We start from the raw sequence: 25,317 nt of genomic DNA on the forward strand, positions 1-25,317 counted from the left end.
CGATGTGGAGGCGTCTGTAGAGCAGTTGGTGTTCGTCCGCGAGGACGAGTACACGGTCGCGCGGATGAGCGCCGAGGGCGATGCCGCTTTCGTGGCGTCGGGGCGGGCGCTGGCCGGAGTGCAACCGGGCGAGACGCTCAGGCTCACCGGCGAATGGGATGACCACCCGCGCTTCGGCCGGCGGCTGGTGGTGACCGGATGCGAGCGGATCGTCCCGTCCACGGTCAGGGCCATCCAGCTATACCTGGGCTCCGGCCTGATCAAGGGCATCGGGCCGCGGCTGGCCCAGGCCGTCGTGGAACACTTCGGCGAGACCAGCCTGACAGTCATCGACAGTGAGCCGGAGAGGCTGCGCGAGGTCGTCAACATCGGTCCGGCCCGGCAGGCTCAGATCGTGAATGCCTGGCAGGAGCAGAAGGCGATCGCCGCGCTGATGGTGGTGCTTCAGGGGTTCGGGATCAGCCCGCTGCTCGCGGCCAAGATCTACCAGGTGTTCGGGGCGGACTCGACCGAGGTGCTGAGGTCCGACCCCTACCGGCTCGTCGGGCAGGTGCGGGGCATCGCGTTCCACACCGCTGACAAGATCGCACTGCAGTCGGGGGTCCCCGCGCGCAGCCCGCAACGAATCAAGGCGGCGATTCTCGACCGGCTGGAGGCCGCGGCAAGCCGCGACGGGCACTGCTACCTGACCATGCAGGCGCTCCTGACACGCACGGTCGGGCTGGTCGACCAGGACGAGGAGCTCGTCCGCGCGATGGTCGACGCCCTGGCAGCTGAGTTCCGGGTGGTGATCGAGGACGGCCCCGTGGTGTACGCCAAGGGGCTGCACGCTCGCGAGATGAGGCTGGCTGCCGAGCTCGGCAGGATCTGGCACGCCCCCTCGACGCTCCCGATGCGGCACTTCGAGGAGGACGCCGGGCTCAACGACGACCAGCGCGCGGCTGTCACGATGGCGCTGACCAGCACGGTCTCCGTGCTCACCGGCGGACCTGGATCCGGTAAGAGCCACACGGTGAAGGTGGTCGCGGCGACCGTACGCGCGATGGGCGGCACGGTCACGCTCGCCGCGCCCACAGGGAAAGCGGCCAAGCGGCTGTCGGAGCTGACCGGCTTGCCCGCGATGACGATCCACCGGATGCTGGCACACGAGCCCGACCCTGACGCGCTCTTCGACGAGACCCCGGTGCAGGCAGACCTGGTGGTGATCGACGAGGCCTCCATGCTCGACCTGCACCTGGCCACCCGGCTCTGCTCCGCCATTCCCTCGGGCAGCCACCTGCTGCTCGTCGGCGACGGCGACCAACTGCCCAGCATCGGTCCCGGCAGCGTGCTGGCCGACCTGCTACGGGTCGAGGCGACTCCCCGAGTCCGTCTCACCCACGTCTACCGGCAGGCCGACGGCAGCGGCATCATCCAGGCGGCCCACCAGATCAAGGCCGGGGAGGTGCCGTACACCCCGGGCGGCGGCGGCTTCTGGTTCGAGGAGGTCGACGACCCCGAGGCGGTCGCGGACCGGGTGGTCCATCTGGCGACCGAGGCCATACCCCGCAAGCAGGGCGTCGACCCCGGTCAGGTGCAGGTGCTCTGCCCGATGCGCAAGGGCGCCGCGGGCACCGTCGAGCTCGGCCGCAGACTCCAGGAACGCATCAACCCGCTCACCGTGGGCATGGCGGAACACTGGTTCGGCGCCTCGGCCTTCCGCGTCGGCGACCGCGTGATGCCGATCCGCAACAACTACGACAAGGGCGTGTTCAACGGCGAGACCGGCACCATCACCGTCATTCACCAGGAGGACCGCACCGTGGAGATCCTGATCGACGACGGCGACCCGGTCACCTACGCCTTCGACGAGCTCGACGACCTCACCCACGCCTACGCCATCAGCGTGCACCGATCCCAGGGCAGTGAGTACCCCTTCGTGGTCGCCCCCATCGTCGCCGAGTCGGGCGGCATCATGCTCCGCCGCCGCCTCCTCTACACCCTGGTCACCCGGGCCCGCTCCTGGGTCGTCCTCGTCGGCCAGCGCAAGGCCCTGGAACTCGCCGTCCACCGCCTCGGCCACCGCCGTAACACCGCCCTCTCCCACCGCCTCGCCCACCTCTTCTGAAACCCCGCTGGCCGAGCCCGCCGGCGCCGGCCGTTGATCAGGCGTCGAGCGAGAGGTCGGCGCGTAGCACGGGGATGAGGCGTTCTTCCATGACGGCCCGGCCTTCGGCGGCCATCAGTTCGGCGAGTCCCGGCTCCCACGGGCTGTCGGTCCTGCTGCCGGTGAGCGGCGTGGACTCGCCCTCCGCCAGGCCGGCCGCGTAGTCGGCGGCGCTCATCCGCCAGGGAGACGCGCCATGCCGCGTGATCGCGGCCGACACAATGCGCAGGCCGGTCCAGTCGAAGTCGGCCCGCCAGCGCAGTCGTGACCCGGCGGCAACGGCGGCGGCGAGCAGCCTGTGGCAGGCGGCGGACGGGATCCCCTCGGTGCAGACCAACGCGGCCGACGCCTTCCCGAGCTCGGCGGCCGCGGTGCGCAGGATCGCCGGGTTCTCACAGACGAATATCTCCTCGCCGGCCGGCACGACCGGGTGCTCCGCCTGCTGGTGCAGGGTGAGCCGGAACGGGATGCCAAAGGTGGCGGCCTCGTCCAGCCACCGGGAGACCGGGTTGCCGCCTCGGGTCCGGACGTTGAGTATCAGCACCTGGCTGGCCATGTCGTCCATGATCACGCCCACGGACTCCCACAGAGCCCGCTGCTCCGCCCGGCTCGAGGGAACCGCGGGGGAACCCGACCGGATCGCGAGGGCCCGCAGCACGAGGGTCGCCAGGGGAGTGCCGGCCACGAGTGCCTTGGTGTCGCCGGTGACGGACTCGGCCAGGACCGGAAGCGGGACGTTGCCCGCGGGCAACTGGTCGAGCACCGCCGTCGCCTGCTCAACCAGATGGGCGTCGCCGCGCCGGATCAGGCGGGTGAGCGTGCCGTCCGCGGTCATCGCCGCGAGCCATTTGGCGAACCACGGCTCCGCGGCGCCGGCGGCGGTCCCGGCCGCCGCCAGCAGCGACTGCCGGTGGGACTCCTCGGCGGCCCGCTCCGCCGCCCGGTCCCGGACCGGACCGTCCAGCGCGGCGAGCGTCGCCAGCAGCCCCCCGTTCAGGGCGCGGTCGAGGTCGGCGAGCCGCACGGTGAGCCGCTTCACGCTCTCGGGACGGTAGCTGCCGGTGATGCCGATGACCACCCGTCGCTCGGCGTCGGAAGGGTCGGCCAGTCCCACCGCCCCCTCGATCGTCCCGCCGGTCCGTTCCAGCCGGCGCCTGGCGGCGGCGAGTAGCCGCCGCCAGCCGTCGCCGTCCAGGTCATCCATGAACGTCCGCCATGTCTGCCAGGTCTGCCATCGTCGGCGTCGAGGGCACGCGGCGCACGCCGGGAGAACCGAGAGCGGCGGCCAGTTCACCCGCGTCGTCGGCGAGCAGCTCGGAGCCGTCCCAGACCAGGAGCAACGCGCTGACCGTGTGGTCCACCGGAGAGTGGGCCAGGTCGTAGTGCGCCGCGGCGGGTACGGCGGCGTGGGCGGCCCACAGGTCGTATCCGGTCATGAACAGATCGAGGTCGAACTGGGCGGCCAGGCTCATCAGTTCGCTGCGTCCCGTGTCGTCCACGCCGGCGAACGCCTCGTCCAGCGCGAGCAGCCGTGGCGCGTCGGGGCGGGCCGAGTTGAGCATGGCGTGCGCCGCGGCGAACAGCGGCAGGTGCAGCGACACCGACTGTTCGCCGCCGGACAGCCGGCTGTGCTTGGCCCGGGTGAGACGCTCCTCGGCCCCGCCGGGCCGGATGAGCTGGAACGTGAACTGCCGCCAGCGGCGGTAGTCGAGCACCTTGGACAGCAGCTCCTTGTACGGAGTCTCCCGCTCGCGGGCCCGCGCGTTCTTGATCTGGGTGGCGAAATGGCCACGCATCCGGGTCAGCTCGTCGGGGCCGAGCCGGGCGGCGTCCGCGTCGAGCAGGCCGCAGACCGCCCGCTGCTCGTCGTCGAGATCGTCGGAGAGCTGCCAGCTCACCCCGACCGTGGTCCCGGACGACATGCGGCGCGACCGCATCTCCGCGTTCATCCGCCTGATCAGGTCGCGGGCGTCCACGGTACGGTCGTGGATCTGCTGGGCCAGCCGAGTGAGCAGCGCGTCCTCCAGGATGCGCTGCTCGGAGTTGCTGAGGAGCTGCTGCTGGTCACGGCGGCTGGCGGCCATCTTCGCGGCGAAGGAGCCCACGGGCAGCGGCCCCTCCTCGTCGGTGACCCTGACCACGATCACGCCGTCCGAGCCGTCCCACTCGGGCCGGTAGTCCTGCCCGGCCGCGGCGAGCTGCGCCTGGAGCTCGTCCAGGGCCTTGGTGAGTCGGGTCGTGGACTGCTTGAGCGAGACCTCGGTGGGGGTCAGGTCGCGGGTCACGGCCAGGATCGCCTCGTGTACCGCGCTCACCTCGGCGGGCAGCTCCTCGCCCAGCCAGTCCGCCTCCTGCGCGGGCCACGACAGACCGGCCGGGCATCTGAGCACGTCAAGTAGTTCACGCCGGGCGAATGGAGCCAGCGCTCTGGCGGTCTGCCGCTCCTCGGCCGAGGCGACGTTCAGTGCCTCCCGAGCGGCGTCGAGCCTGGCCCGGGCGCCTGCGGCCGCGGCGAGCGCCTCCCGCTCGGCTTCGCGGGCCGACTCCAGCTCGCGCGAGGCGACGGCGATGCCCGCCTCGGCCTGCTGGAGTTCGGCGAGCACCGCGCCGGCCTCGGCTCCCATCGTCTTACGGAGCGCGTCGAGCTTGGCGGCCTCCTCCGTGTGTCGCCGCCGCGCGGCCTGCTCGATCCGGGCCGCGGACGCTTCGTCGTCGGCGGCGGACTCAAGACGGTCCGTGGCGCCGCGCACCACGTCATGCTGCCGCTCTTCCTCGCGCCGGCGTCCGACGAGCGTCCCGGCCGCGGTCTCGAAGCGTTGTACGGCGTGGGCCACCTCGTCCACGCATCCGGGGTCCAACGCGTGCTCGGCTCCCGCCCGGCGCAGCGCGCGCTCGGCGGCGCCGCAGGCGGCGACCGCCTCGTCGTAGGCCGTCTGCGCGTCGTCGGCCCCTTCACGGGTGGCGCGCAGGCGCCCGGCCGCGCGCTCGTGCTCCCGCAGGGCGGCCACGATCGGTCCGGTCTTCGGCAGCCCGGCGCGTGCGGCGGCGATCGCCTCCAACGTGTTCTCCGCCTGGGCCGCGCGCCGCTCCAACGCCGCGACGGCCTCGGTCAGCGCGGCGATGCGGGCGTCGCATTCGGCGAGCCGTACGGCGCGGCGGCGGGCACGCGCGGTCGCGCCCACGTATTCCGCGTGGGGCTTGTGATGCGCTCCGACCTGGATTCCCTGGGCGAACCGGCCGTCGGGCGAGATCACCGGGCCGGCCCCGTCCAGGGCCACCGAGCGAAGGATGGCGGTGATCCGTTCGGCCGGAACGACCGTTTCCTCCTCGGGAACCAGCAGGTCCGCGAGACTCGCTCCGGCCACCGGGGCGGCCGGGACGAGATAGCCCTCGGAGTCTCCGGCGGCGACCGGGGCGTCGCCGGGGGCCACCCAGGCGTCGAGCAGGTTGGCCGCCTCAAGGGCCGCCTCGACCGACGCGGCGCGTTCCTCGGGCACATGGTCGGCGAACCTGACCAGACGCCAGAGCGGCGCTCCGGGCTTGCCGTCCCTGGGGGCGGTACGGGCGGCGAACGGGGGCGGAGCGTCGTCGCGTTCGGCGGCGATCCGCCCCCGCTCCGCCTCGACCTGCGACCTGTCCCGCCGCGCCGAGCCGAGCTCGGCTCTGATCTGCGCCTGGGAATCGCGGAGGTCCGCCACCGCAGGGGCGCTCACGGTGGAGAAGACCGCGTCCAGCCCGGGGGCGTCGGGCTCGCCCGCCTGCTCCAGCGCCTGTTCCAGCGCCTCCAGCAGTCCCGCCCCCGGCCCGTCGGCGAGGACGTCGTGATGGCGCAGCGCCCACTGGGCGAGCTGCTCACCGGCGTTCTCACGGGCGGTCTGGACCGCACCGGCCGCCTCGGCCTCGGCCAGTTCCGCCGCCGCGACCGCCGCCGACGCCTTGTCGAGGGCCACCTGGGCGAGGTCCCGGATCTGCCCGGCGCTGCGGTGCGTCTGGATCGCCGCGCGGATCGCCCGTACGTCGCCGGTGCGGGCGGCCACCCGGCCACCCACCCGCTCGGCGAAGCCGTCCGGTTCCGCGTCCGCGGGGGACCAGCCGATCCCCGCCGCCGCGGCTTCGTCGGCCAGTTCGGTCGCGGTGCGTGAGACCGCCGCCTCAAGTTCGGCGAGGGTCCGCCGCGCGTCGGCCAGCTCGGCCTGCGCCCGGTGGGTGGTGCCGGCCCGCCGCTCCAGCTCCGTCTCGGCCGCCGAGGCGGTCTCCGCACAGGTCCGCACCAGCCGTTCGAGATCGGCGAGCTGTTCGAGGGCCTGGTAGCCGGCGCTGCTCTTGAGCTGTTCCAGCCGGGCGCGGAGCCCGGCCAGGGTGTCCTCCGCGGCGGACAGTGTGCGTGCCGACTCCGTCTGGGCCCGCTCGGCCGTGGCCAGCGCCGCGGTGGCCTCCCCAAGCCCGGCACGGTGAGCCCCGGTGACCTCACGGCGACGGGTGAGCGCGTCGGCCGCCCAGCGCGCGTGCGCGCGCAGGTACGTCGTGTAACTGGCCAGGAAGGACTGCGTCGCCTCGTCGGCGGCGATCAGCCCCTCCAGGGTCCGCTGTACGGTCTCCATGTCGTCGAAGGAACGGGCCGCCTCGGCGATTAGATCGTCGTCGACCGGCCGTAGCCCGTCGGTGAGCGTGTCGGAGAGCTTGCCGGGGTCGAGGTTCTTGGCCAGCTGCGGGCGGCGCAACGTCAGAATGAGCGTGATGAGCTGTTCGTACCGCTCGCGGCCCAGGCCGAACAGCCGCTGGTCGATCGCGTGCCGGTAATCCGACGGGGTGGCCGTGATCGCGTTCTCGCCGAGCTCTTCGATGAGTTGTTTCCTGCTCATCGGCCGGTCGTCGGGGGTGATGAGCGAGAAGTCCTCACCTACCCGGCCTTCGGCGATGAAATGCCAGCGCACCGGGGTGTCCCGGTGCCGCTGGGCGTGCAGCCCGATGCCGATCGTGACCGACTCGCCCGTGTCGCGATGCCGCAGCTCCATCCAGACGTACCCGACCGCGCTGTCCTGCCCGCGGAAGAGCAGGTTGGACTTCATCGTGCGGTCCTCGGAGGCGAACGGGTTGAGCCGCTTGGGGTCGATCCGACCGTCCAGTACGAAGGGGAACAGCACCTCGAGCGCCTTGGTCTTGCCCGAGCCGTTGGGGCCGCGCAGGATCAGCCAGCCGCCGGCGAAGGCGAACTCCTCGTCCCGGTAGTCCCAGAGGTTGATGATGCCTGCCCGGGTCGGTACGAACCGCGTCACGAAACATCCTCGATGTCGAAGAGGGGAGTCGGCTTGTTGCGGCGTTTGACCACCGCGGTGGTGCCCCGGTAGCGGGCGAGCAGCGGCAGCGCCAGTACACCGCCGTCGATCTTCGCGACCAGGCGGAGGGAGGCGAGGAGTCTCACCGCCTCGCGCAGGAGCCGGTCGGGATCGCCCCGCCAGGCCACGGCGAAGGCGGCGCCGTAGACGTCGTTCAGCTCCCGCATCGCCGAGCGCAGCCAGGCGTCGGCGATGAACGGGTAGGTGGCCGGCTCCGCGGCCTCCGCCGCGCCGCCCGGGTTCTCCGGGTCGTCCGGGTTCCCGTGGGGCGCGGGGGCGGGCTCGCTCAACTCGTCCAGGATGCCGGTGATGGGCAGGCCCGCGTCGATCCTCGCCGCGGCGGCCTCGTTCCGCTCGGCGGCGGTGGCGGCGGGCAGCCTCGGCGGATCCTCGTCCGCCACGTACCTGGCGATCCGGGCCGACAGCAGCAGCGCGGCCTGCGAAGGAGTGCCACCGCTGGGGAATCGCACGTCGGACAGCCGCCCGGAGGCGTCGACGATCGCCACACCCTCCGCGCGCCGCTCCACGGTCTGGCCGGTCAACCTTTCCAGGTCCTCGCCGAGCGAGGCGTGCCTGAGCTGGCCGCGGATCGTCTCGTCGGCGTCGGCGTAGTAGACGACCGGCTGTTCCAGCACCAGCCGTCTGGCCTTGCGGGCGGCCGTTTTGCGCTGCGTCGTCTGGCCCTGGGCGAGACCATGATCCGTTTCCAGCAGCGCGGTCACCGACCGCAGGTGTTGCAGGACCCGGCTCGGCGTGTAGATGGCGAAGACGATCTCGCGATCGATGTCGTAGAGCGCCTCGGCCCGGTCGGGGTTGTTGACCCAGTCGGCTGCCGAGCCGTCGGCCAGGGACAGCGCACCGCGAGCCTCCAGCCAGGCGACGGCGTCGACGAAAGCGTCGCGGTGCGGCTTGTTCTCGGTGTCGAGGCCGAGCCCGTCCACGCGGGTGGCGTCGGCGCCGACGGAGTCGGCCAGCTCGCTCAGCGAGATCTGGGTGCCGGACCTGCCGAGCGCGCCGAGTGTCAGCACCAGATAGGCGTAGCGGCGGCGGTCGAAGGGACGGTCGGTTCTCGTCCGAGCGGGGCGGGCGGTGTCGAGTTCGTCCTGGACGCGCAACAGCCGAGCCGTGTTCGCCGTGGTCACCAGGCGGTAGCCGAGCGCCTCGTGCACATCGGTACGCAGCTGGGCCGCCCACCGCCTGACAAGGGGCAGCGAGCGGCGGTCGGGGTAGGCGTCGGTGATGAGCGGGTTGCTGAGCAGCACCCGTACCGCGCGCTGGTAGTCGGCCAGGTCCAGCGGGCTCACATCTTTGGCGACGCGGTGCGTGTTCCGCTCCGCCGAGCCCCCGTACCCCTCCCGCTCCTGGTTCGAAATCATGACATCTCCAACCTGACGCCGGACAGGTGGAGCCTGCCGCGTACGGTCCTGACCGTGGTGGACCCCTCGCACGGGCGCAGCGTGAGCCGGACGCCGTGCGCGGAGCCGCTCGCGGTGACGGTCCGGCTCGCCGGGACACGGGCGCTGAGAGCGAGGTCGAGCAGGCCGAGCAGTGCTTGGGTCTCCGGCTCGTCCAGCACCCGGTCGTAGAGGCCGTCAGCCGCCAGCGCGAGGGCGGCGCCGCGGCGTTCCCGCTGGAGCTTGATTTGCTCGGTGCGCAGCCGTTCCCGCTGGGCGTCGTTCCGTTCGATCCTCGCGGTGCTCCCGGTCTTCCGCGGTTCCCGGCCGGCCTCCACCAGGCCCCGCGCGAGCGGTACGGGGTCGGCGTCCCACCAGGACAGCCGGGCCGGGATGAGCTCGGGGTCCTCGTGCGGCACCGCGATGTGGCGTGGCCCGCCGAGGCCGAAGACGGCCTGGAAGAGTCCGTGCGCCGCCTCGTCGTCCGGGCAGGAGACGAACCACTGCGCCAGGTGGCGTAGCTGGCTTTCCCGGCTGACGCCCCCGCGACGCGCCTCGGTCACCCTTCTGAGCAGGGCGAGCACGCCCGCGATCGCGGTGACGGTAGCCGTCTGCAGCCGGTCGGCCTCGGTGGGCGCGTCGCGGCCGGTGCCGGTGCCGGTGCCGAACCAGTGGGTCAGACCGGCCCAGCGCTGCCGCCAGTCGTCCTCCCGCTCACTGGCCGTGCGGAAGAGCCGGTCGTCCGCGGAGGTGGCCTGCGCGATCAGCCGGTCCACTCCGGTCTCCGCCACGGTGTGCACGGCCGCCGCCAGGCGGGGGGTGTAGCGGGCCAGCTCCGCGGTGAACTCGCGCATGTGGGTGAGGAGCGCGTCCTTGTGCCGGAGGAAGACCTCGGGCCGGGTGTCATTGGTCCGGGCGAGATCGCCGAGCATCAGGTAGAAACGGGCCGCCCGCTGCGCCATGTCGCCCAGGACCTGGTCCAGGCGGCTGAGCTTGCGGTAGACCTCGTCGGCGTCGCCGACCTCGTTGGCCGTCGCCAGCGCCTGCAGGTCGGTCAGAATGTCGGGAAATATCAGCCTTGATAGTTGAGCGTCTTCCAGGGTTGCCCCGAGCACGTCCTCGACCGCGCGGTACGCCCGGTAGCCCGCCTGGGTGAACTGGTAGACGTAATGCCGGTTGCGGTACTCGGCCAGGTTGGCGGCCCGGGTCCCGTCATAGCTCCGGTCGAGCAGCCGCCAGTCGTTCAGCGAGTCGAGCAGCGGCTGCACCTCACCGATCTCCGGGCAGGCCGGGTGCTCCGCACGCAGCTGCGCGAGCAGATCCCGCGCGCTGCCGGCGTGCAGCAGCACCTGGTAGTTGGCCCGGCCGCGGTCGAAGGCGCGGAGCAGCCAGAGGTACTCGTTGCGCTTCTCCGCGGCGGCGAAATGGAACAGCCGCATCCGGTCGTCGAGAGTGAACGCGTCTATCCCGAAGGAGCCGCCCGCTACGGAGGGTTCGGGGGCGAGTGGGTCCATGGCCTTCCATCCGCTTGGGGCGCCAGAGGTGAATGCCATCAAGGATGCCGCATGCCGTCGACGGAACGGACCGCTCCGGAGGATGTCCCGCTCCGCCACCCGCGGCTCTCACACCAGGGTCAGCGGGGTCACCGCGGTGAGCACACGCAACGCCGCCTCCCGGCTGAGTTGGTCGTGGTAGCGCTCGTTTCGCCGGGTGCGCAGGCAGCCGTAGCAGGAGGTCTCCGTCCCGCAGTCGCAGGAGGCGACCCGGCGCAGGGCCGCGGCAGTGACCACGTCAAGCGCCTCCGCGATCCGCAGCGCACTGCCCGCACCTCCCGGCACCGTATCGAAGATCGCCAGGCCGGTCCGGCCGTCGGAGCCGGGATTGATCACTCCGTCCACGTCGTTCCTGCTGATCTCCAGGCCCTCGGCGGCACCTTCGAGCAGGGCGTACAGGGCGGAGCGCAACTGCCCGGAACCGGTCACGCCGGGCGCGTCGAGGCGCAGTTCCAGGATGTCGGTCTCGTAACTGTGCGCCAGGGAGCGCCAGCGCAGCGGTCCGGTGCACGCCGTCCGGCGCAGTGGGTGGACATGCGACTTCGCGGTCTTGCCGACCTTGGCGGTACCCCAGCCGCACCAGTCGCAGATCAGGAACCCGCTGCCGGAGGTGCCCTCGGACAGGACGACCAGCCGTCCCCGGGAACCGGAACGGCACCAGACGCTGGCACGGCTCGGCGCCGTCCAGTGCCGTTCGGCCAGCTCCTCGCCCAGGGAGACGACGTGTGTGGCGCCGCGCCAGGAGGTTTTCGGCGGGGCGCCGGACGGTTTGGCGGTGCGCGGGTCGGCGACGAAGCCGAACTCCGGTACGTAGTACTGCCGCAGCGGCCCGTCGCCGGGACTGCCGCAGGCGGGGCAGGCCGCCTCCAGCGTCCGGTCGCCCTCACGATAGTGCTGGCAGGAACGGCAGACCGTGTAGTACCTGCTGATCAGCTCACGCCCGGGCAGCCGGTAGACCCCCGCCGAACGCCACAGCACGCCGCCGGCGACCACCTCGGAGCCGGGAGCGTACTCGTAGATCGCCGAGGACAGGTCGCGGCTGAGCTCCAGGCGGGCTCCCACCTGGCTGTCGCAGTGCGCGGTGCGCAGCTCCACACTGTCCACCGGGAAGCCGTACTTCGGGAGCACGTTCCGGTTGGCCAGGAAGCCGATCAGGGGGCGTCGGGTCAGCGTGTTGACCGTACGCTCGTAACGTGCGGCGAGGTCGCTGCGGCGCTGCGCGAACGCCTCCTGACGGCGCTCCTCGAACGCCTCGATGTCCTGGGTGAGCTCCAGGCGTACCTGTTCCAGGAGATCACACAGCACGTCCACCCACGCGCCCGTCTCCACCCCCAGAGTGGCGGCGACCGGTGCAGGGAGCACCCGCCGCAGCGAGGCGAGCACGTCGGCGGGGACCGGGGTGAGGAACGCCCTGACCTGGGGCGTCCCGCCGGAGAGGAAGAAGTCGCCGGCGGTCTTCCAGACCGTGCCCGAGGTCTCCTTGGCGTGCCGGAAGAAGGCCGCGAGCGCCACCGAGTGGGCATGACGCCGGTCGATCCGGTCGTTGCCCAGCGGCACGTACGGTGCCCGCACCTGGCCGGAGATCATCGTCTCCGGCTCCTGGTAACGCGACAGGTCGTGCGAGCGGCGCTGGGCATAGGTCAGCACGAGCGCGGCGGAATCGGCCCGCCGCCCGGCCCGCCCGGCCCGCTGGATGTAGTTGGCCGTGGTCGGCGGCATGTTGCGCAGCATCACCGCCTGCAGTTCACCGACGTCCACGCCGAGTTCGAACGTGGTGGAGCAGGACAGCACGTTGACCTCGCCGCGCAGGAAGCGCTGCTGGATGTCGGCGGCCTCCAGGCCGGTCCACTGGGCGGTGTGCTCCCGGGCCAGCAGCGGAACCGGTGTCATCTCCTGATAGAGCACCCGATGGTGGTCGTCCGCGTCCGGCTCCGCCGGGCCGAGAACCCCCCGGCAGCCGAGTGTCGGGCAGATCCCGCGCAGCGAGTCCGCGCCGACCCGGTGGCACAGGTCGCAGCGATGGATCCGGGTGGCGGGGGACAGCTTCAGCCAGGTGTGATCCAGCTGGTGGACCCGGCCGAGCCTGGGCAGGGCGGCCGAAACCAGCCAGCCATCCCGCAGCGAGGTGAGGAGTTTCCAGCAGCCGTCCAGGATCTCACGGGCGTCCGCGTCGGAGCCGAGGGCGGCGAGGACCCGGCGCAGGTAGTCGAGCCGCCGGTTGACGCCACGGGTCGGCAGCCAGCTCAGTACCTTCAGCCTGGCTTCGGCGCCGTCGCCGCGGACGTAGATCGGACCACGGCGCGGATCGAACAGCTCGTCACGCGGATCGACCTCCTCCGGCATGCTCAGCACGCCCTGCCGGCGCAGCGAGTGGGCCAGCTCGGTCAGGAGCAGCCAGCACTCCCGCTCCGTGAGGCCCAGCTCGAGCAACGGCGCCGGCAGCCGCCAGCCCGGATCCCGGTCCAGTTCCACCCGCATCAGGCCCAGCCCTTCCAGGGACTGGCGTTCGTCCATCGCGACGAGTTCCCGCATCACCCACAGGGCCACCGCGCGGCGCCGCTGCTGCCGGGAGGTCCGCCGTTCGAACACCCCAGCCTCCCCCGCGGCCCTGACCACCTCGTCCACCACGTCGTCCACCGTGGCGTCGTCGTCCCGGGCGCAAGCTCGCCGGAGACCTGCGAGGATCAGCCGCCGCTGCTGGATCTGGCCGTAGCTCGACTCCAGGTACGGGGCGAAGTACGCCGCGGCCTGGCGGCTGTCGCTGAAGGTGAGCAGCTTGCGCCCGCCCCCTGGACGGTCCTCGTGCTCGGGCATCGGGCTGAGCGCCTGATAGAGGGTCGTGGCCAGCACGGCCGCCGCGGCCTCGTTTCCGCTCTCGAACTGGCGGATCATGGCCGTGCCCCGGGCGCCGCAGGCCAGACAGCCGCTGGGCGAGTCGGCCGTGGAGGCGAGCCGTCGCACCGGCCGCGGATGGGGCGCGTCGCAGCACGTGTCGGCCGGTCCGGCACTCAGCGCCCCGCACGTGCCGCACAGGAACGCGTCCTGCGCCTCGGTCTCCGGCAGGTCCTCCAGTGTCTCGTCGTCCTCGTCGGTGACGTTCGGGCTGTCGCCGAGCAGCAGCCAGACCCGTGTATCGACCCTGGTCGCCCGCGGGCTGAACACTTGTCCGCCGGAGGCGTGCTCCACCGTGCCGATCAGATGGACCGCTCCGCACCGTTTACAGGCCCCGAACTCGAACATGACGCCGGCGCATGCCGTACAGACCTCGCGGCGGGCCAGCGACACATGGGGGCCGGCAGGGGTGAGGCAGGTGAAAGCGCCTTCGGTGGCACGAGCGAACAGGTGGTATCGGGCAGACAGCGCCGAACCGCTCACGGCGATCAGCGCTGCTAGACCCTCTTCCGGGGCCTCCTGCCCGCCGAAGAGCAGCCGGGCGAGCTCGGCGAACGGCCGGGGCCCCCGGGACAGCGTGCCCCGCAGGGTCGCCATGGTGTGCTCGTGGGCGAGAGCCGTACCGGCGTCGGGCAGGCCGGAGCGCCGGACCAGCTCGTTTCCCGGGTCCTCGTGCACCGCGAGTTTGCGGTACTCCTCGGCGGTGAGCGGACCCCAGAAGGGACCGGACGGCATGTCCACCCGTGCCGCGCTCACCAGATCCTGCCGCGCGGGGTCGCCGGGCACCCACTCGAAGGGGGAGTCGAACAACCGGCTCGCGAACTCCATCACGGCGCCCGGCTGGTCACCGACCGTTGCGCTGGTCGCGATGGACTGAAGGGGCCGTCCGCGTGCGACCCGGTCGCGCAGCCGCCGCAGCAGCATGCCGAGTTCCTCCGCGCGAGCCCCGTCGTACACGTGTGCCTCGTCCAGGATCACGAACCGCCAGGTGTCCTGTTTCTCGAAGAGCTCCAGGTCGGCCGGCCGGAGCAACAGGTACTCCAGCATCGCGTAGTTCGTCAGCAGCAGGTGAGGGGGAGCCGCCCGCATCTCCTCCCGGCTCAGCAGTTCGTTGCGGAGCCGGGGCGTACCTGGATGAAGCTCCTCGAACAGCGCGGCGCCCTGACGGGCGCTTTCCGGGGTGTCCCCGGTGTACCGGCCGAATGTGATGGACGGCACCGCGGCGAGGAGATCTCGCAACCGCTTGAGCTGGTCGTTGGCCAGGGCGTTCATCGGGTACAGCAGCAGTGCGCGCACGCCGGGCCCGAGTTCACCGCGCGCCAGCTGCGCAGTGAGGTGGGACAGCACGGGCAGCAGGAAGCTCTCCGTCTTGCCCGAGCCGGTGCCGGTGGCCACCACCAGGTTCCGTCCCGTGGCCGCCTTGCGGAGCGCCTGCTCCTGATGCAGGTAGAGCGGGCGGTCCGCCGGGAGCGCGGGGCCGGTGAGCGCGGCGAAGGCCGGATCGAGAACGCCTTCGCCGATCAGCTCGCGCAGGGTCGCCCCGGTCCGGTAGGGCGGGGTGGCCTCCAGCAACGGCCCCTTGGTCAGCAGCGGGCTCGCCGCCACCTCCGCGGCCAGGGCCGCGGCGATCCCGGGATCCCGCACCGGCAGCAGCGAACGTAGGTAGCGCCGGTAGGTGCCGGTGATGAGCGCGCCGGTCGCGAGAGGATCCATGCCGTCAATCGTTGCAGAGCCATGGATCCGGGACATGTCGCTCTCCGGGGGAGATGAAGGCCAGCGGTACGGTGTGCCCGCCCACTCTGACCATCAGGGCGATGTTCTGGTGCGCGTCCAGACTCGCGTCCAGGGTGTCCAGCACCCGTCGCAATGGATAGTCGCCACGCGCGTGCGGGGTCAACACCTGCACGGTCTCCCCACTCCCGGTCCTCCCGCTTTCGGTGGCGGCGTCACTGCTGCTTTCGTCGGCGGGTTCGGCGACGACCTCGATGGGAAGCCTCTCCCGGATGCCGGGGATGTCCAGCCGTAGCGTCTCCAGTTCCTCCACAGCGGCCCTGGTGAGGTGAAGCGGAGCGGTGTGCCATTCCCCTCCGGTCCGTACCCGCATGCGCGGCGGGGTGATGATGAGCTCCGTGACCTGGCCGGAGGCGACGCAGGTGATCCGGCGCAGCTGCTCGCGCGAGGCGAAGGCCAGCGCCTGGGGCGTCACCGTCAAGCCGGGCTCCGCGGCGAATGAGACGTCCGACGGCATCAGGCCTTCGTCGTCGAAGAGCCGGACCGGCGGCTCGTAGCGCACCGCCAGCCCTTCCGCGACGGTCACGGTCTCCCGGGTCACCCGGCCGCCCGGGGTTCTGGCGGTGACGATGAACGTGCCGAGCAGCGGCCGTGGCAGTCCCGCCCAGAGATCGGCGTGGTCGGCGGGACCAGCCGGGTGAGTGCCGGCACGCTCCACTGTGACCGTCCAGTCCCCCTTCGGCAGCCACAGAGCGGGAGGAGAGGCCAGTACGGCGGAGCCGTCCGGTGTGGTCACGCCGGGGACGGGCCGGCAGGCCGACAGCCGTGGCCTGGACCGTTTCCTGACCGTATGGCGCGGTCCGTCCGTCAGCGCCAGCCAGGCCGCGTTCCCCAGGTCGACCTGCGCGAGCCGCCAGCCCTCCCACTCAAGGGGGAGCAGGCTTTCGGCGAGCGTCCGGAGCGGGACGTCCGCGGTCGGCTCACGGTCCCGGGGGTGGACGACCCAGACCGGCCGGGGCGGCAGCTCCGCGGACAGATGTCGTCCGTCTTCGGCGAACACCAGCAGGGTCTCCTCCGTGGGGCGGGGCAGCGGCGCGCCGGCACGCTGAACCCCCTGCCCGAAGGGGTCGAGATGGAGCGGCGGAGCCTCGCCCGTATCGCCGGAAGCCGAGGTGCCGAAACCGGCATGCGTCATGATCGACTGCTTGGCGTCCCGATCGGCGGGCAGGCCGAAGGCGCGCAACGCGTTCAGGAACGCGGCACCCCACCTACTCGGGCTCCCCCGATGGTGGGTGGCCGCCCACCAGTGCGGCCAGAACGGGCTGTCCGGATCGTGGCGGGCGGCGATCCCGGCGAGACTCACCGCGACGCACGCGGGCCAGCGGGTGGCAAGCTCCTGATGGCCGAGTCGCCGGTAGGCCGTCCCCAGCGCGTCGGCCGCCGCCTCGATCGTCTCTTCGGTCACCTCGGCTTCGATGACCAGCGACACCCGCCGCAACTGTGCACCCCACGACCGCTCGAGTAGGTCGAGGAGGGCCGATGCGTCGAAGGTCTGGCGGTCAGGCATGGTGTGATGATCCCTGATCGAAGGGGTGGGTCACATGCACGGGATGGAAGGTACGGACACGGCCGATCGCTATCTGCGGTTCGGACGGTTCGAGGCGCGTGGCCACTCGCCCACCTATGAGCGGTTGTGCGCGGCCGTCGCCGACGACGCCGCGCTCCTTGGGCTGCTCGACGAACTGCCCGTCGCCAAGCGGCAGCCCAACCTGCTGTACGGCGCGGTGCGGTTCCTCGGCGGTCCGCTGGACGACGGCTTCCTCCCCTGGGTGCACGAGCATTGGGCCGAGGTCAGCGCGGTGATGCGGGAGCGGAGCACGCAGACCAACGAGCCCGGCCGGTGCGCCACGCTGTTGCCGCTCCTGACCTCGCTGCCGCAGCCACTGGCGCTGATCGAGGTCGGCGCTTCCGCCGGGCTGTGCCTGTACCCCGACCGTTATCGGTACCGCTATGACGGCGGGCAGCCGCTGGGGCCGGCCAGCGGGGTCACCCTCGCGTGCCGTACCAACGGCCCGGTGCCGCGAGAGATGCCGCGTGTGGTGTGGCGGGCCGGGATCGACCTCAACCCGATCGACGTCCGTGACGTCGAGCAGGTGCGCTGGCTGGAGGCGCTGGTCTGGCCTGAGCAGGAAGACCGGCTGTCGCGGTTGCGCGCCGCCGTCGATCTCGCCCGGTCGGATCCACCGCACCTCGTGCGAGGCGACGTGAACGAGACGCTCGACGAGCTGGTGCGGCAGGCGCCGCGAGATGCCACGGTGGTGGTGTTCCACAGCGCGGTGCTCGCCTACCTGCCACCGGCCGAGCGGGAACGGTTCGCCGCGACCATGCGTCGCCTGCCCGTTCGTTGGATCTCCAACGAGGCGCCGACCGTGCTGCCGGACATCGCCGCACGGCTGGGCCGTACCCCTCCGGCTGATCGTGGCGTGTTCGTCCTGGCGCTGGACGAGAAGCCCGTCGCGTTCACCGGACCGCACGGGCAGTTCCTCGACTGGCTGTGAGAGCCGCGCTACGCGAACGTCACAGGCCGTACTCCTCCAGTAGATGGAGCCAGATCTCGCTCACGGTCGGGAACGACGGAACGGCGTGCCACAGCCGGTCGAGGGGGACGTCGCCGATCATCGCGACGGTGGCCGAGTGGAGGAGATCGACCACCGCGGGGCCGACGAAGGTGACGCCGAGGAGTACGCGGCGGTCCTCGTCGACGACCATCTTCGCCCGGCCGGTGTAGCCGTCGGCCTGGAGGTACGCGCCGGAGACCGCGCCGATGTCGTACTCCACGGCGCGTACCGCGAAGCCGTCGGCGCGAGCCTGGGACTCCGTGCGCCCGACGATGCAGACCTGCGGGTCGGTGAAGATTACCTGGGGGGCGCCCTGGTCGTCGGCGATGTCGCGCATCGCCTGCCGGTTGTCGGGCCGCCCCTGGGCGCGGGCGGCGATCACGTCGCCGCATATCCGGGCCTGGTATTTGCCCATGTGGGTGAGCAGGTTGCGCCCGTTGACGTCGCCCACGGCGTAGAGCCAGCCGTCGGGGACGCCCGTCGCCCGCATGCTCGCGTCCACCTCGATCGGGCCGTGCGGCTCCAGGCCGACCGTCTCCAGGCCGATGTCGCCGACGGCCGCCCGCCGTCCGGTGCCGACGAGGATCTCGTCGGCCTCGATCACCGAACCGTCGTCGGTGTGGACGGTCACCGGGCCGCCAGGGACGGGCCGCTCGACGCGGACGCACGAGCGGCTGAAGCGCACGTCGATCCCCGAGTCCTGGAACGACTTCGCCAGCAGCTCGCCGGCGAACGGCTCGGTCCGGGCGAGCAGGCGGTCGCCGCGCACGAACACGGTCGTCTCCTGAGCGCCGAGGGAGTGCAGCGCCTGGGACATCTCGCAGGCGACCGCGCCGCCGCCGATCACGACCAGGCGCTTGGGCACCTGCTGGACGCTGGTCGCCTCCCGGTTCGTCCACGGACGCGCCTCCCGCAGTCCGGGCGTGTCGGGGATCCACGGGTCGCTGCCGGTCGCGACGACGACGGCGTGCCGGGCCCGCAGTTCCCGGGGGCCGCCGTCCGGCGTTCTCACCTCGGCCCGCAGAGGCCCGGCCAGGCGTCCCCGGCCCCGGACGAACGTCGCCGGGACGTTCTCGATCCAGCGCACCTGGCCGTCGTCGTCGAGGTGGGACACGGTCTCGTCGCGGCGGGCCAGCACCGCGGCGGCGTCGATCGGGCCGCGCAACTCCAGGCCCGGTATCCGGCTCACCTCGGCCGCCAGCCCCATCGGCCGCAGCAGCGCCTTGCTCGGGATGCACGCGTAGTAGGCGCACTCGCCGCCCGCCAGGCGATCCTCGACGACGGCCGCTGTCAGGCCGCCTCGTACGGCGCGCGCGGCGACGGTCTCCCCGACGGGTCCCGCACCTATCACGATCACGTCGAAGACGTCGTTCCCGTCCGCCATGGACGCCCCCTGGTCTCCGTGGGTCACACAGCCATGTGAACCAGCCTTTCATCACCTCGGGCGGCGGCACGGAAAGCCACGGGCAAAAGCGTGCGCGGTCTGTTCACCCTGCAGCGGTGATCGGGGGTGGTGCGGCCGGCTTGTGCGGAAGGACGGAAACGGCGCCTCTGGCTTCGAAGATGGCGAGGTGGATGCCGGCCGCGCTGTGGTGCCCGTGTTGGCGTAGCACGGCGTCGAGGTCGGCTTCGGTGAGCCCGCAACGGCGCAGGTTCCGCCGGTTGACGTGCCCGTCGTGGATGAGGATCCGCAGCGGCGGGTCGACCAGCCGCCTGACGCCCGGCAGGAACCGCAGCCTGGTGACGGCCGCGTGGCCGACGAGGATGGACACCAGCGCCGCGGCGCCGGTCAGCCACGAGGCGTCGGTCGCGGTGGCGGTACGTCCCACGAGGGCGCCGACCGCGACGGCGACGACCCAGTCGAACGGGGCGAACTCCGCCATGGCTCGGCGCTCGGTGAGCCGGAAGGCCGCGGCGGCGGTCAGGAACAACGCCATCGCCTTGACCGCGGCGTAGGCGGCACGATGCCAGTCACCGATCAGGGCGTCGCCGAAGCTGTCCATGGCCGACCTCCGTCTCCGTGACCTGTCCGGCGGTGACGTGGAGGCGGCGGGTGGTGTGGACCGCCTCCAGCATGCGCCGGTCGTGGGTGACCAGCAGCAGGGTCCCCTTGTACGCGTCGAGCGCCGACTCCAGTTGTTCGATCGCGGGCAGGTCGAGGTGGTTGGTGGGCTCGTCCAGGACCAGCAGGTTCACGCCGCGGGCCTGGAGGAGGGCGAGCGCCGCCCGGGTCCGCTCGCCCGGCGACAGGGTGGCCGCCGAGCGCAGCACGTGATCGGCCCGCAGGCCGAACTTGGCGAGCAGCGTGCGGACGTCGGCGGGCGGCAGGTCGACGAGCGCGCCGAACACGTCGAGCAGCGGCTCGTCGCCCTCGAACAACGCGCGGGCCTGGTCGACCTCGCCGACGACCACGCCGGGGCCGAGCGCGGCCGCGCCCTCCTCGAGGGACAGCCGGCCGAGCAGCGCGCCGAGCAGGGTGGTCTTGCCCGAGCCGTTCGCGCCGGTGATCGCGACCCGTTCCGCCCAGTCGATCTGCAGGTGGACCGGTCCGAGCGTGAACCCGCCGCGCTGTACGACCGCTCCGCGCAACGTCGCCACCACGGCCCCGGAGCGGGGCGCGGCGGCGATCTCCATCCGCAAGTCCCACTCCTTGCGCGGCTCCTCGACGACCTCCATCCGCTCGATCAGCTTCTCGGTCTGCCGGGCCTTGGCGGCCTGCTTCTCGGTCGTCTCGGTGCGGAAGTTCCGTCCGATCTTGTCGTTGTCGCCGGCTTTGCGGCGGGCGTTCTTGACGCCCTTCTCCATCCAGGCCCGCTGGGTCCGGGCGCGGGCCTCCAGCGATGCCCTGGTCTCGGCGTACTCCTCGTACTGCTCGCGCGCGTGCCTGCGGGCGACGTCGCGCTCCTCGAGGTAGGCGTCGTAGCCGCCGCCGTACGCGCGGACCTGCCGCTGGGCGAGGTCGAGTTCGACGACCCTGTTCACCGTACGGGCGAGGAACTCGCGGTCGTGGCTGACCACGACGGCCCCCGCGCGCAGGCTGGTCACGAAGCGTTCGAGCCGGTCGAGTCCGTCGAGGTCGAGGTCGTTGGTGGGCTCGTCGAGCAGGAACACGTCATAGCGGCTGAGCAGCAGCGACGCCAGGCCCGCCCGGGCCGCCTGGCCGCCGGACAGGGACGTCATCTCCTGTCCGAGATCGACCGCGAGCCCGAGGTCGGCGGCCACCTCGGCGGCCCGCTCCTCCAGGTCCGCGCCGCCGAGGGCGAGCCAGCGGTCCAAGGCTTCCGCGTACGCGTCGCCGGGGTCGCCGCCCACCAGGGCCTCGGTGGCGACGTCGAGGGCGCGCTGCGCGGCGGCCACGCCGGTCCGGCGGGCGAGGAAGGCGGCGACCGTCTCACCGGGCCGCCGCTCGGGTTCCTGCGGCAGGTGGCCGACGTTGGCGGTGGGCGGGCTGAGCCGTACCGAGCCGTGCTCGGGGGTGTCGAGCCCGGCCAGCAGGCGCAGCAGCGTCGACTTGCCCGCGCCGTTCGCCCCGACCAGGCCGATGACATCCCCGGGAGCGACGACCAGATCGAGATCCGTGAACAGGACCCGATCGCCATGACCGGCGGTGAGTTCTTTCGCAACAAGTGTGGCGCTCATCAGGACCCCAAGGTTATCGGCCGGGATACCGACCCGGGCTCGGTGCCTCGCGGCGTACTCAGCCGGACTCGGGTATCCGTACTCAGGCGGGGCGAGCGGACACATCGGACGATCGAAGCATGAAGCCCAAGCCCATCCAACCCACGATGACCGCCGCCTACTACGCCCAGTGCGTCATCTCGTTCGGGCTCGCGCTCACCACCGTCGCGGCCGGCATCGCGTATCTGCCGGTCAACCCGTGGGTGCGCGCGTTCCTGGCGGTGGGGGTCATGTACACGGTGACGTCGGCCTTCGCGCTCGCCAAGTGCGTGCGCGACCGGCAGGAGCTCGACAGCATGTCCACCCGCGTCGACCAGGCGCGCCTGGAGAAGCTGCTGTCCGAGCATGACCCGTACAAGGTGGACGGTGTCTGACGTGCGGGCCCCGTACGCCGCCCGCTTCGTCACGACGGCCCCGGGTCACTCCTCGTCGAGCCCGCGCTCGATCGCGTAGCGGGCCAGCTCGACGCGGTTGTGCAGCCGCAGCTTGCTCAGCGTGTTCTGCACGTGGTTCTGCACGGTGCGGTGCGAGAGCACCAGCCGTTCGGCGATCTGCTTGTACGAGAGCCCCTTGGCGACCAGGCGCAGCACCTCGGTCTCGCGGTCGGTGAGCCGCGGGCCGTCGTCCGGGGGCGCCTGCGTGGAGAGCCGGCGGTACTCGCCGAGCACGAGCCCGGCCAGGCCGGGGGTGAACACCGGGTCGCCTTCGGCGGTGCGGCGTACGGCCTCCAGAAACTCCGCGCGGCTCGCCGACTTGACGAGGTAGCCGGAGGCGCCCGCCTTCACCGCTTCGAGGACGTCCTCCTGCTCGCCGCTCGCGGAGAGCACGAGCACCTGGGGCGGATGCTTGGAGGCGGCCAGCCCGCGGGCCACCTCGACCCCGGGCAGGTCGGGCAGCCGCAGGTCGAGGACGACCACGTCGGGGCGTACGGCCGCCGCGACGCGGAGCGCCTGGCGTCCCTCACCCGTGGTCGCCACCACGTCGCATCCGGCCTCGCTGAGATCGCGGGCGATGGCGTCGCGCCACATCGGATGGTCGTCCACCACCATCACCCGGAGAGCGTTCGCCCGATGAGCGTTCACGACCGTAACTGTAGGACGGCCCGCCGAAGCCCGTGGAGGCGGCGGGCCCGGCGGCTGGCACGGTCATCTCGACCTCGGTCCCCTGGCCGGGGACGGAGCCGACGGCGACCGTGCCGCCGAGGGTCGCGATCCGGCCGCGGATCGACTGGGCGACGCCGAGCCTGCCGTCGGCCTCCGCCTCCGCGAGGCGCCCGTCGGGGATGCCGGGGCCGTCGTCGCGGACGGTCACGGTCACGGATTCGCCGTCGCCTTCCGCGAGCACCCAAGCCCTGGCGCCCTCGCCGCAGTGCCGCCGTACGTTGTCGAGCGCCGCGCCGACCGCCGCCGCCACCTCCCCGGCCGGTCCGGCGGGCAGGAGCAGCGGGGTCGCGGGTGTGGACACCGTCACCGTGGTGGAGCCGAACCGGCGCAGCAGGGTCCCGACGTCGGTGAGCCCGGCGTTTTCGGCGGTGGACGGCTCTGCCCGGATCAGCTCGCGCAGCGCCGCCTCCTGCTCTCCGGCGAGCCGTCCCAGCTCGGCGGCCTCGCCGCCGATCTCCAGTCCGCGGCGCTGGACCAGGGCGAGCACTTGGAGGACGGAGTCGTGGATGCCGCGGGCGAGCCGTTCCCGCTCCCGTCCCGCGGCCTCCATCTCGACCGCCCGCTGCATCCGTTCCTCGGCCCGCTTGGTGAGCCGGGCGACGTGGCCGACCACGGCCCCGGCCAGGATCAGCAGTACGGATCCGTTGATGGGGACGAACAGGTCGAATCCGCGCAGGCCGCGCACCCACAGGTCCGCGGCCGACAGCGCGACCGCGGCCACGATGCCCGCGCGGCGCCCTCCGTGCACGGCCCAGGCGAGCACCGGCCCGCCGATCCAGGTCGCGGTGACCGGCATGACCCCGGCCGGCCCGGCCTCGGGTCCCTGCGCGTACGGCGAGGCCAGCAGGCATCCCATGGTGACGAGCAGGTCGATCAGCAGCAGCGCCCGGCCACGGGCGATCCGGTACGCGAACGTCGCGCCGGCGGTCCAGAGCGCCATCACCCCGAGGATGAGCCACCCGAGGATGGGCCGCTGGTAGCCTCCCGCGCTCGCGAGCAGCAGCGCGGCGTACGCCAGGGAGGCGACGCGGTACACCGCGATGGCCCGCCAGAACGACCCTTCTATCCCCATGGGATCCCGAACCGCCCGTCAGAGCTTGCCGACGAAGCGGAGCAGGACGATCTCTGCCATGCGGTCTGTCTACCATCGGCCGGACCTCGGGCCAAGGCCGCCGGGACCGGCCGTGTCCCCGCCGAGAACGAGGGCAGCTGACCGGGTGAGGCGCGGGCTACGAGGTGCGGGCACGCGGCAGAGGAGGCGACATCCCATGGCGGACTTCGTCGGAGCGGTCGATCAGGGCACCACCAGCACCCGGTTCATGGTCTTCGACCATGCGGGGAACGAGATCGCCCGGCACCAGCTGGAGCACCAGCAGATCCTCCCGCACGCCGGATGGGTGGAGCACAATCCGACCGAGATCTGGGAGCGTACGCGCGCGGTGATCGAGACCGCGCTGCGCGAGGCCCGGCTGACCGCGTCCGACCTCGCCGCGCTCGGCGTCACCAACCAGCGCGAGACGACGCTGGTCTGGAACCGGCGCACCGGCCGGCCGTACTACAACGCGATCGTGTGGCAGGACACCCGGACCGACCGCCTCGCGGCCGCGCTGGACCGCGACGGCAGGGGCGACGTCATCCGGCGCCGGGCCGGGGTGCCGCCGGCGACGTACTTCTCCGGCGCGAAGATCCAGTGGATTCTGGACAACGTCGACGGCGTGCGGAAGGACGCCGAGTCCGGCGAGGCGATCTTCGGTAACACCGACACGTGGCTGCTGTGGAACCTCACCGGCGGAACCGACGGCGGCGTGCACGTCACCGACCCCACCAACGCCGGCCGGACGATGCTGATGGACCTGGAGACCCTGGACTGGGACGAGGAGCTGCTGTCGTTCTTCGGTGTCCCGCGCGCGATGCTGCCGCGGATCCTGCCATCATCCAACCCGGACGTGTACGGCTTGACCCGGCGGAGGGGGCCGCTCGCCGGCGAGGTGCCCCTGTCCGGCGACCTCGGCGACCAGCAGGCGGCGACGGTGGGCCAGGTGTGCTTCGACGCGGGCGAGGCCAAGAACACCTACGGCACCGGCAACTTCCTGCTGCTCAACACCGGCACCGAGCCCGTGCGGTCCAAGCACGGGCTGCTCACCACGGTCTGCTACCGGTTCGGCGCCGAGCCGCCGGTGTACGCGCTGGAGGGCTCGATCGCGGTGACCGGTTCCGCCGTCCAGTGGCTGCGGGACCAGCTCGGCATCATCTCGGGCGCGGCGCAGAGCGAGGCGCTGGCCCGGCAGGTGAAGGACAACGGCGGCGTGTACTTCGTGCCCGCCTTCTCCGGCCTGTTCGCGCCGTACTGGCGCTCCGACGCGCGCGGCGTGATCGTCGGCCTGTCCCGCTACAACACGAACGCGCACATCGCCCGGGCCGCCCTGGAGGCGATCTGCTACCAGACGCGCGACATCGTCGAGGCGATGCAGGGCGACTCGGGGGTCGTCCTCGATGTGCTGCGCGTGGACGGGGGAGTGACCGCGAACAGCCTGTGCATGCAGCTCCAGGCGGACATCCTCGGCGTGCCCGTGTCCAAGCCGGTCGTGGCCGAGACCACCGCGCTCGGGGCCGCGTACGCCGCCGGGCTGGCCGTCGGCTTCTGGCGGTCGACGGGGGAGCTCAGGACGAACTGGAACGAGGCCCGCCGTTGGCTGCCGACCTGGACCGACGAGCAGCGCGCGGAGGGGTACGCCGGGTGGAAGAAGGCCGTGGAACGCGCGATGAACTGGGTGGACGTCGGCTAGCCGCGGGATGCCTGCTGGAT

The 25,317-nt window shown here is 72.2% G+C and carries 15 protein-coding genes; 4 read left to right on the forward strand and 11 right to left on the reverse strand.

Going from position 1 to position 25,317, the window contains the following annotated elements; all coding sequences use genetic code 11:
* The first annotated feature begins 4 nt into the window (after nucleotides 1-4).
* Nucleotides 5-2,107 (forward strand): SF1B family DNA helicase RecD2, encoded by a 2,103-nt coding sequence (gene recD2, locus QSK17_RS27785; RefSeq protein WP_285708333.1) that lies wholly within the window; start codon nucleotides 5-7, stop codon nucleotides 2,105-2,107.
* A gap of 37 nt (nucleotides 2,108-2,144) precedes the next feature.
* On the opposite strand, the gene QSK17_RS27790 is transcribed toward recD2, so the two are convergent.
* From QSK17_RS27790 to QSK17_RS27815, 6 genes are all read right to left on the reverse strand, one after another.
* A complete protein-coding gene (locus QSK17_RS27790; protein WP_285708334.1) occupies nucleotides 2,145-3,350 on the reverse strand; it encodes a TIGR02679 family protein in 1,206 nt (401 codons plus the stop codon).
* Nucleotides 3,343-7,422, reverse strand: coding sequence for a TIGR02680 family protein (locus QSK17_RS27795; protein ID WP_285708335.1), 4,080 nt, complete (start codon nucleotides 7,420-7,422; stop codon nucleotides 3,343-3,345). Before QSK17_RS27795 ends, QSK17_RS27790 begins: the two co-directional genes overlap by 8 nt.
* The gene (locus QSK17_RS27800; RefSeq protein ID WP_285708336.1) at nucleotides 7,419-8,858 is read right to left on the reverse strand and encodes a TIGR02678 family protein; all 1,440 of its coding nucleotides are present in this window, start codon (nucleotides 8,856-8,858) and stop codon (nucleotides 7,419-7,421) included. Before QSK17_RS27800 ends, QSK17_RS27795 begins: the two co-directional genes overlap by 4 nt.
* Nucleotides 8,855-10,390: a TIGR02677 family protein gene (locus QSK17_RS27805; protein WP_285708338.1), complete on the reverse strand. Its 1,536-nt coding sequence runs from the start codon at nucleotides 10,388-10,390 to the stop codon at nucleotides 8,855-8,857. Before QSK17_RS27805 ends, QSK17_RS27800 begins: the two co-directional genes overlap by 4 nt.
* 108 nt (nucleotides 10,391-10,498) lie before the next feature.
* The gene (locus tag QSK17_RS27810; protein WP_285708339.1) at nucleotides 10,499-15,034 is read right to left on the reverse strand and encodes a DEAD/DEAH box helicase family protein; all 4,536 of its coding nucleotides are present in this window, start codon (nucleotides 15,032-15,034) and stop codon (nucleotides 10,499-10,501) included.
* A gap of 4 nt (nucleotides 15,035-15,038) precedes the next feature.
* Entirely contained in the window at nucleotides 15,039-16,619 is a 1,581-nt protein-coding gene (locus tag QSK17_RS27815) for a hypothetical protein (protein ID WP_285708340.1), read from the reverse strand.
* A gap of 43 nt (nucleotides 16,620-16,662) precedes the next feature.
* Here QSK17_RS27815 and QSK17_RS27820 point away from each other — a divergent pair, with 43 nt between their 5' ends.
* Nucleotides 16,663-17,610 carry a DUF2332 domain-containing protein gene (locus QSK17_RS27820; protein ID WP_285708341.1) on the forward strand — a complete coding sequence of 316 codons (948 nt, stop codon included), beginning with the start codon at nucleotides 16,663-16,665 and terminating at the stop codon, nucleotides 17,608-17,610.
* A 19-nt stretch (nucleotides 17,611-17,629) separates the two neighbouring features.
* Here QSK17_RS27820 and QSK17_RS27825 read toward each other — a convergent pair whose 3' ends face one another.
* From QSK17_RS27825 to QSK17_RS27835, 3 genes are all read right to left on the reverse strand, one after another.
* The gene (locus tag QSK17_RS27825) at nucleotides 17,630-19,081 is read right to left on the reverse strand and encodes a dihydrolipoyl dehydrogenase family protein (protein WP_285708343.1); all 1,452 of its coding nucleotides are present in this window, start codon (nucleotides 19,079-19,081) and stop codon (nucleotides 17,630-17,632) included.
* Nucleotides 19,082-19,157: 76 nt separating this feature from the next.
* A complete protein-coding gene (locus QSK17_RS27830; protein ID WP_285708344.1) occupies nucleotides 19,158-19,673 on the reverse strand; it encodes a DUF421 domain-containing protein in 516 nt (171 codons plus the stop codon).
* The gene (locus QSK17_RS27835) at nucleotides 19,642-21,309 is read right to left on the reverse strand and encodes an ABC-F family ATP-binding cassette domain-containing protein (RefSeq protein WP_285708345.1); all 1,668 of its coding nucleotides are present in this window, start codon (nucleotides 21,307-21,309) and stop codon (nucleotides 19,642-19,644) included. Before QSK17_RS27835 ends, QSK17_RS27830 begins: the two co-directional genes overlap by 32 nt.
* A gap of 119 nt (nucleotides 21,310-21,428) precedes the next feature.
* Here QSK17_RS27835 and QSK17_RS27840 point away from each other — a divergent pair, with 119 nt between their 5' ends.
* On the forward strand, nucleotides 21,429-21,722 hold the full coding sequence (locus QSK17_RS27840; RefSeq protein WP_285708346.1) for a YiaA/YiaB family inner membrane protein: 294 nt from the start codon (nucleotides 21,429-21,431) through the stop codon (nucleotides 21,720-21,722).
* Between the two features lie 45 nt (nucleotides 21,723-21,767).
* On the opposite strand, the gene QSK17_RS27845 is transcribed toward QSK17_RS27840, so the two are convergent.
* Complete coding sequence (locus QSK17_RS27845; protein ID WP_285708377.1) at nucleotides 21,768-22,397, reverse strand: response regulator; 630 nt, start codon at nucleotides 22,395-22,397, stop codon at nucleotides 21,768-21,770.
* Nucleotides 22,309-23,583 carry a MacS family sensor histidine kinase gene (macS, locus tag QSK17_RS27850; protein ID WP_285708347.1) on the reverse strand — a complete coding sequence of 425 codons (1,275 nt, stop codon included), beginning with the start codon at nucleotides 23,581-23,583 and terminating at the stop codon, nucleotides 22,309-22,311. The genes QSK17_RS27845 and macS overlap by 89 nt, the downstream gene beginning before the upstream one ends.
* Nucleotides 23,584-23,779: 196 nt before the next feature.
* Here macS and glpK point away from each other — a divergent pair, with 196 nt between their 5' ends.
* Nucleotides 23,780-25,297 (forward strand): glycerol kinase GlpK, encoded by a 1,518-nt coding sequence (glpK, locus tag QSK17_RS27855; protein WP_285708348.1) that lies wholly within the window; start codon nucleotides 23,780-23,782, stop codon nucleotides 25,295-25,297.
* The last annotated feature ends 20 nt before the right edge of the window (nucleotides 25,298-25,317 follow it).

The sequence above is a fragment of the Microtetraspora sp. NBRC 16547 genome (assembly GCF_030268965.1).
Lineage (GTDB): Bacteria > Actinomycetota > Actinomycetes > Streptosporangiales > Streptosporangiaceae > Microtetraspora.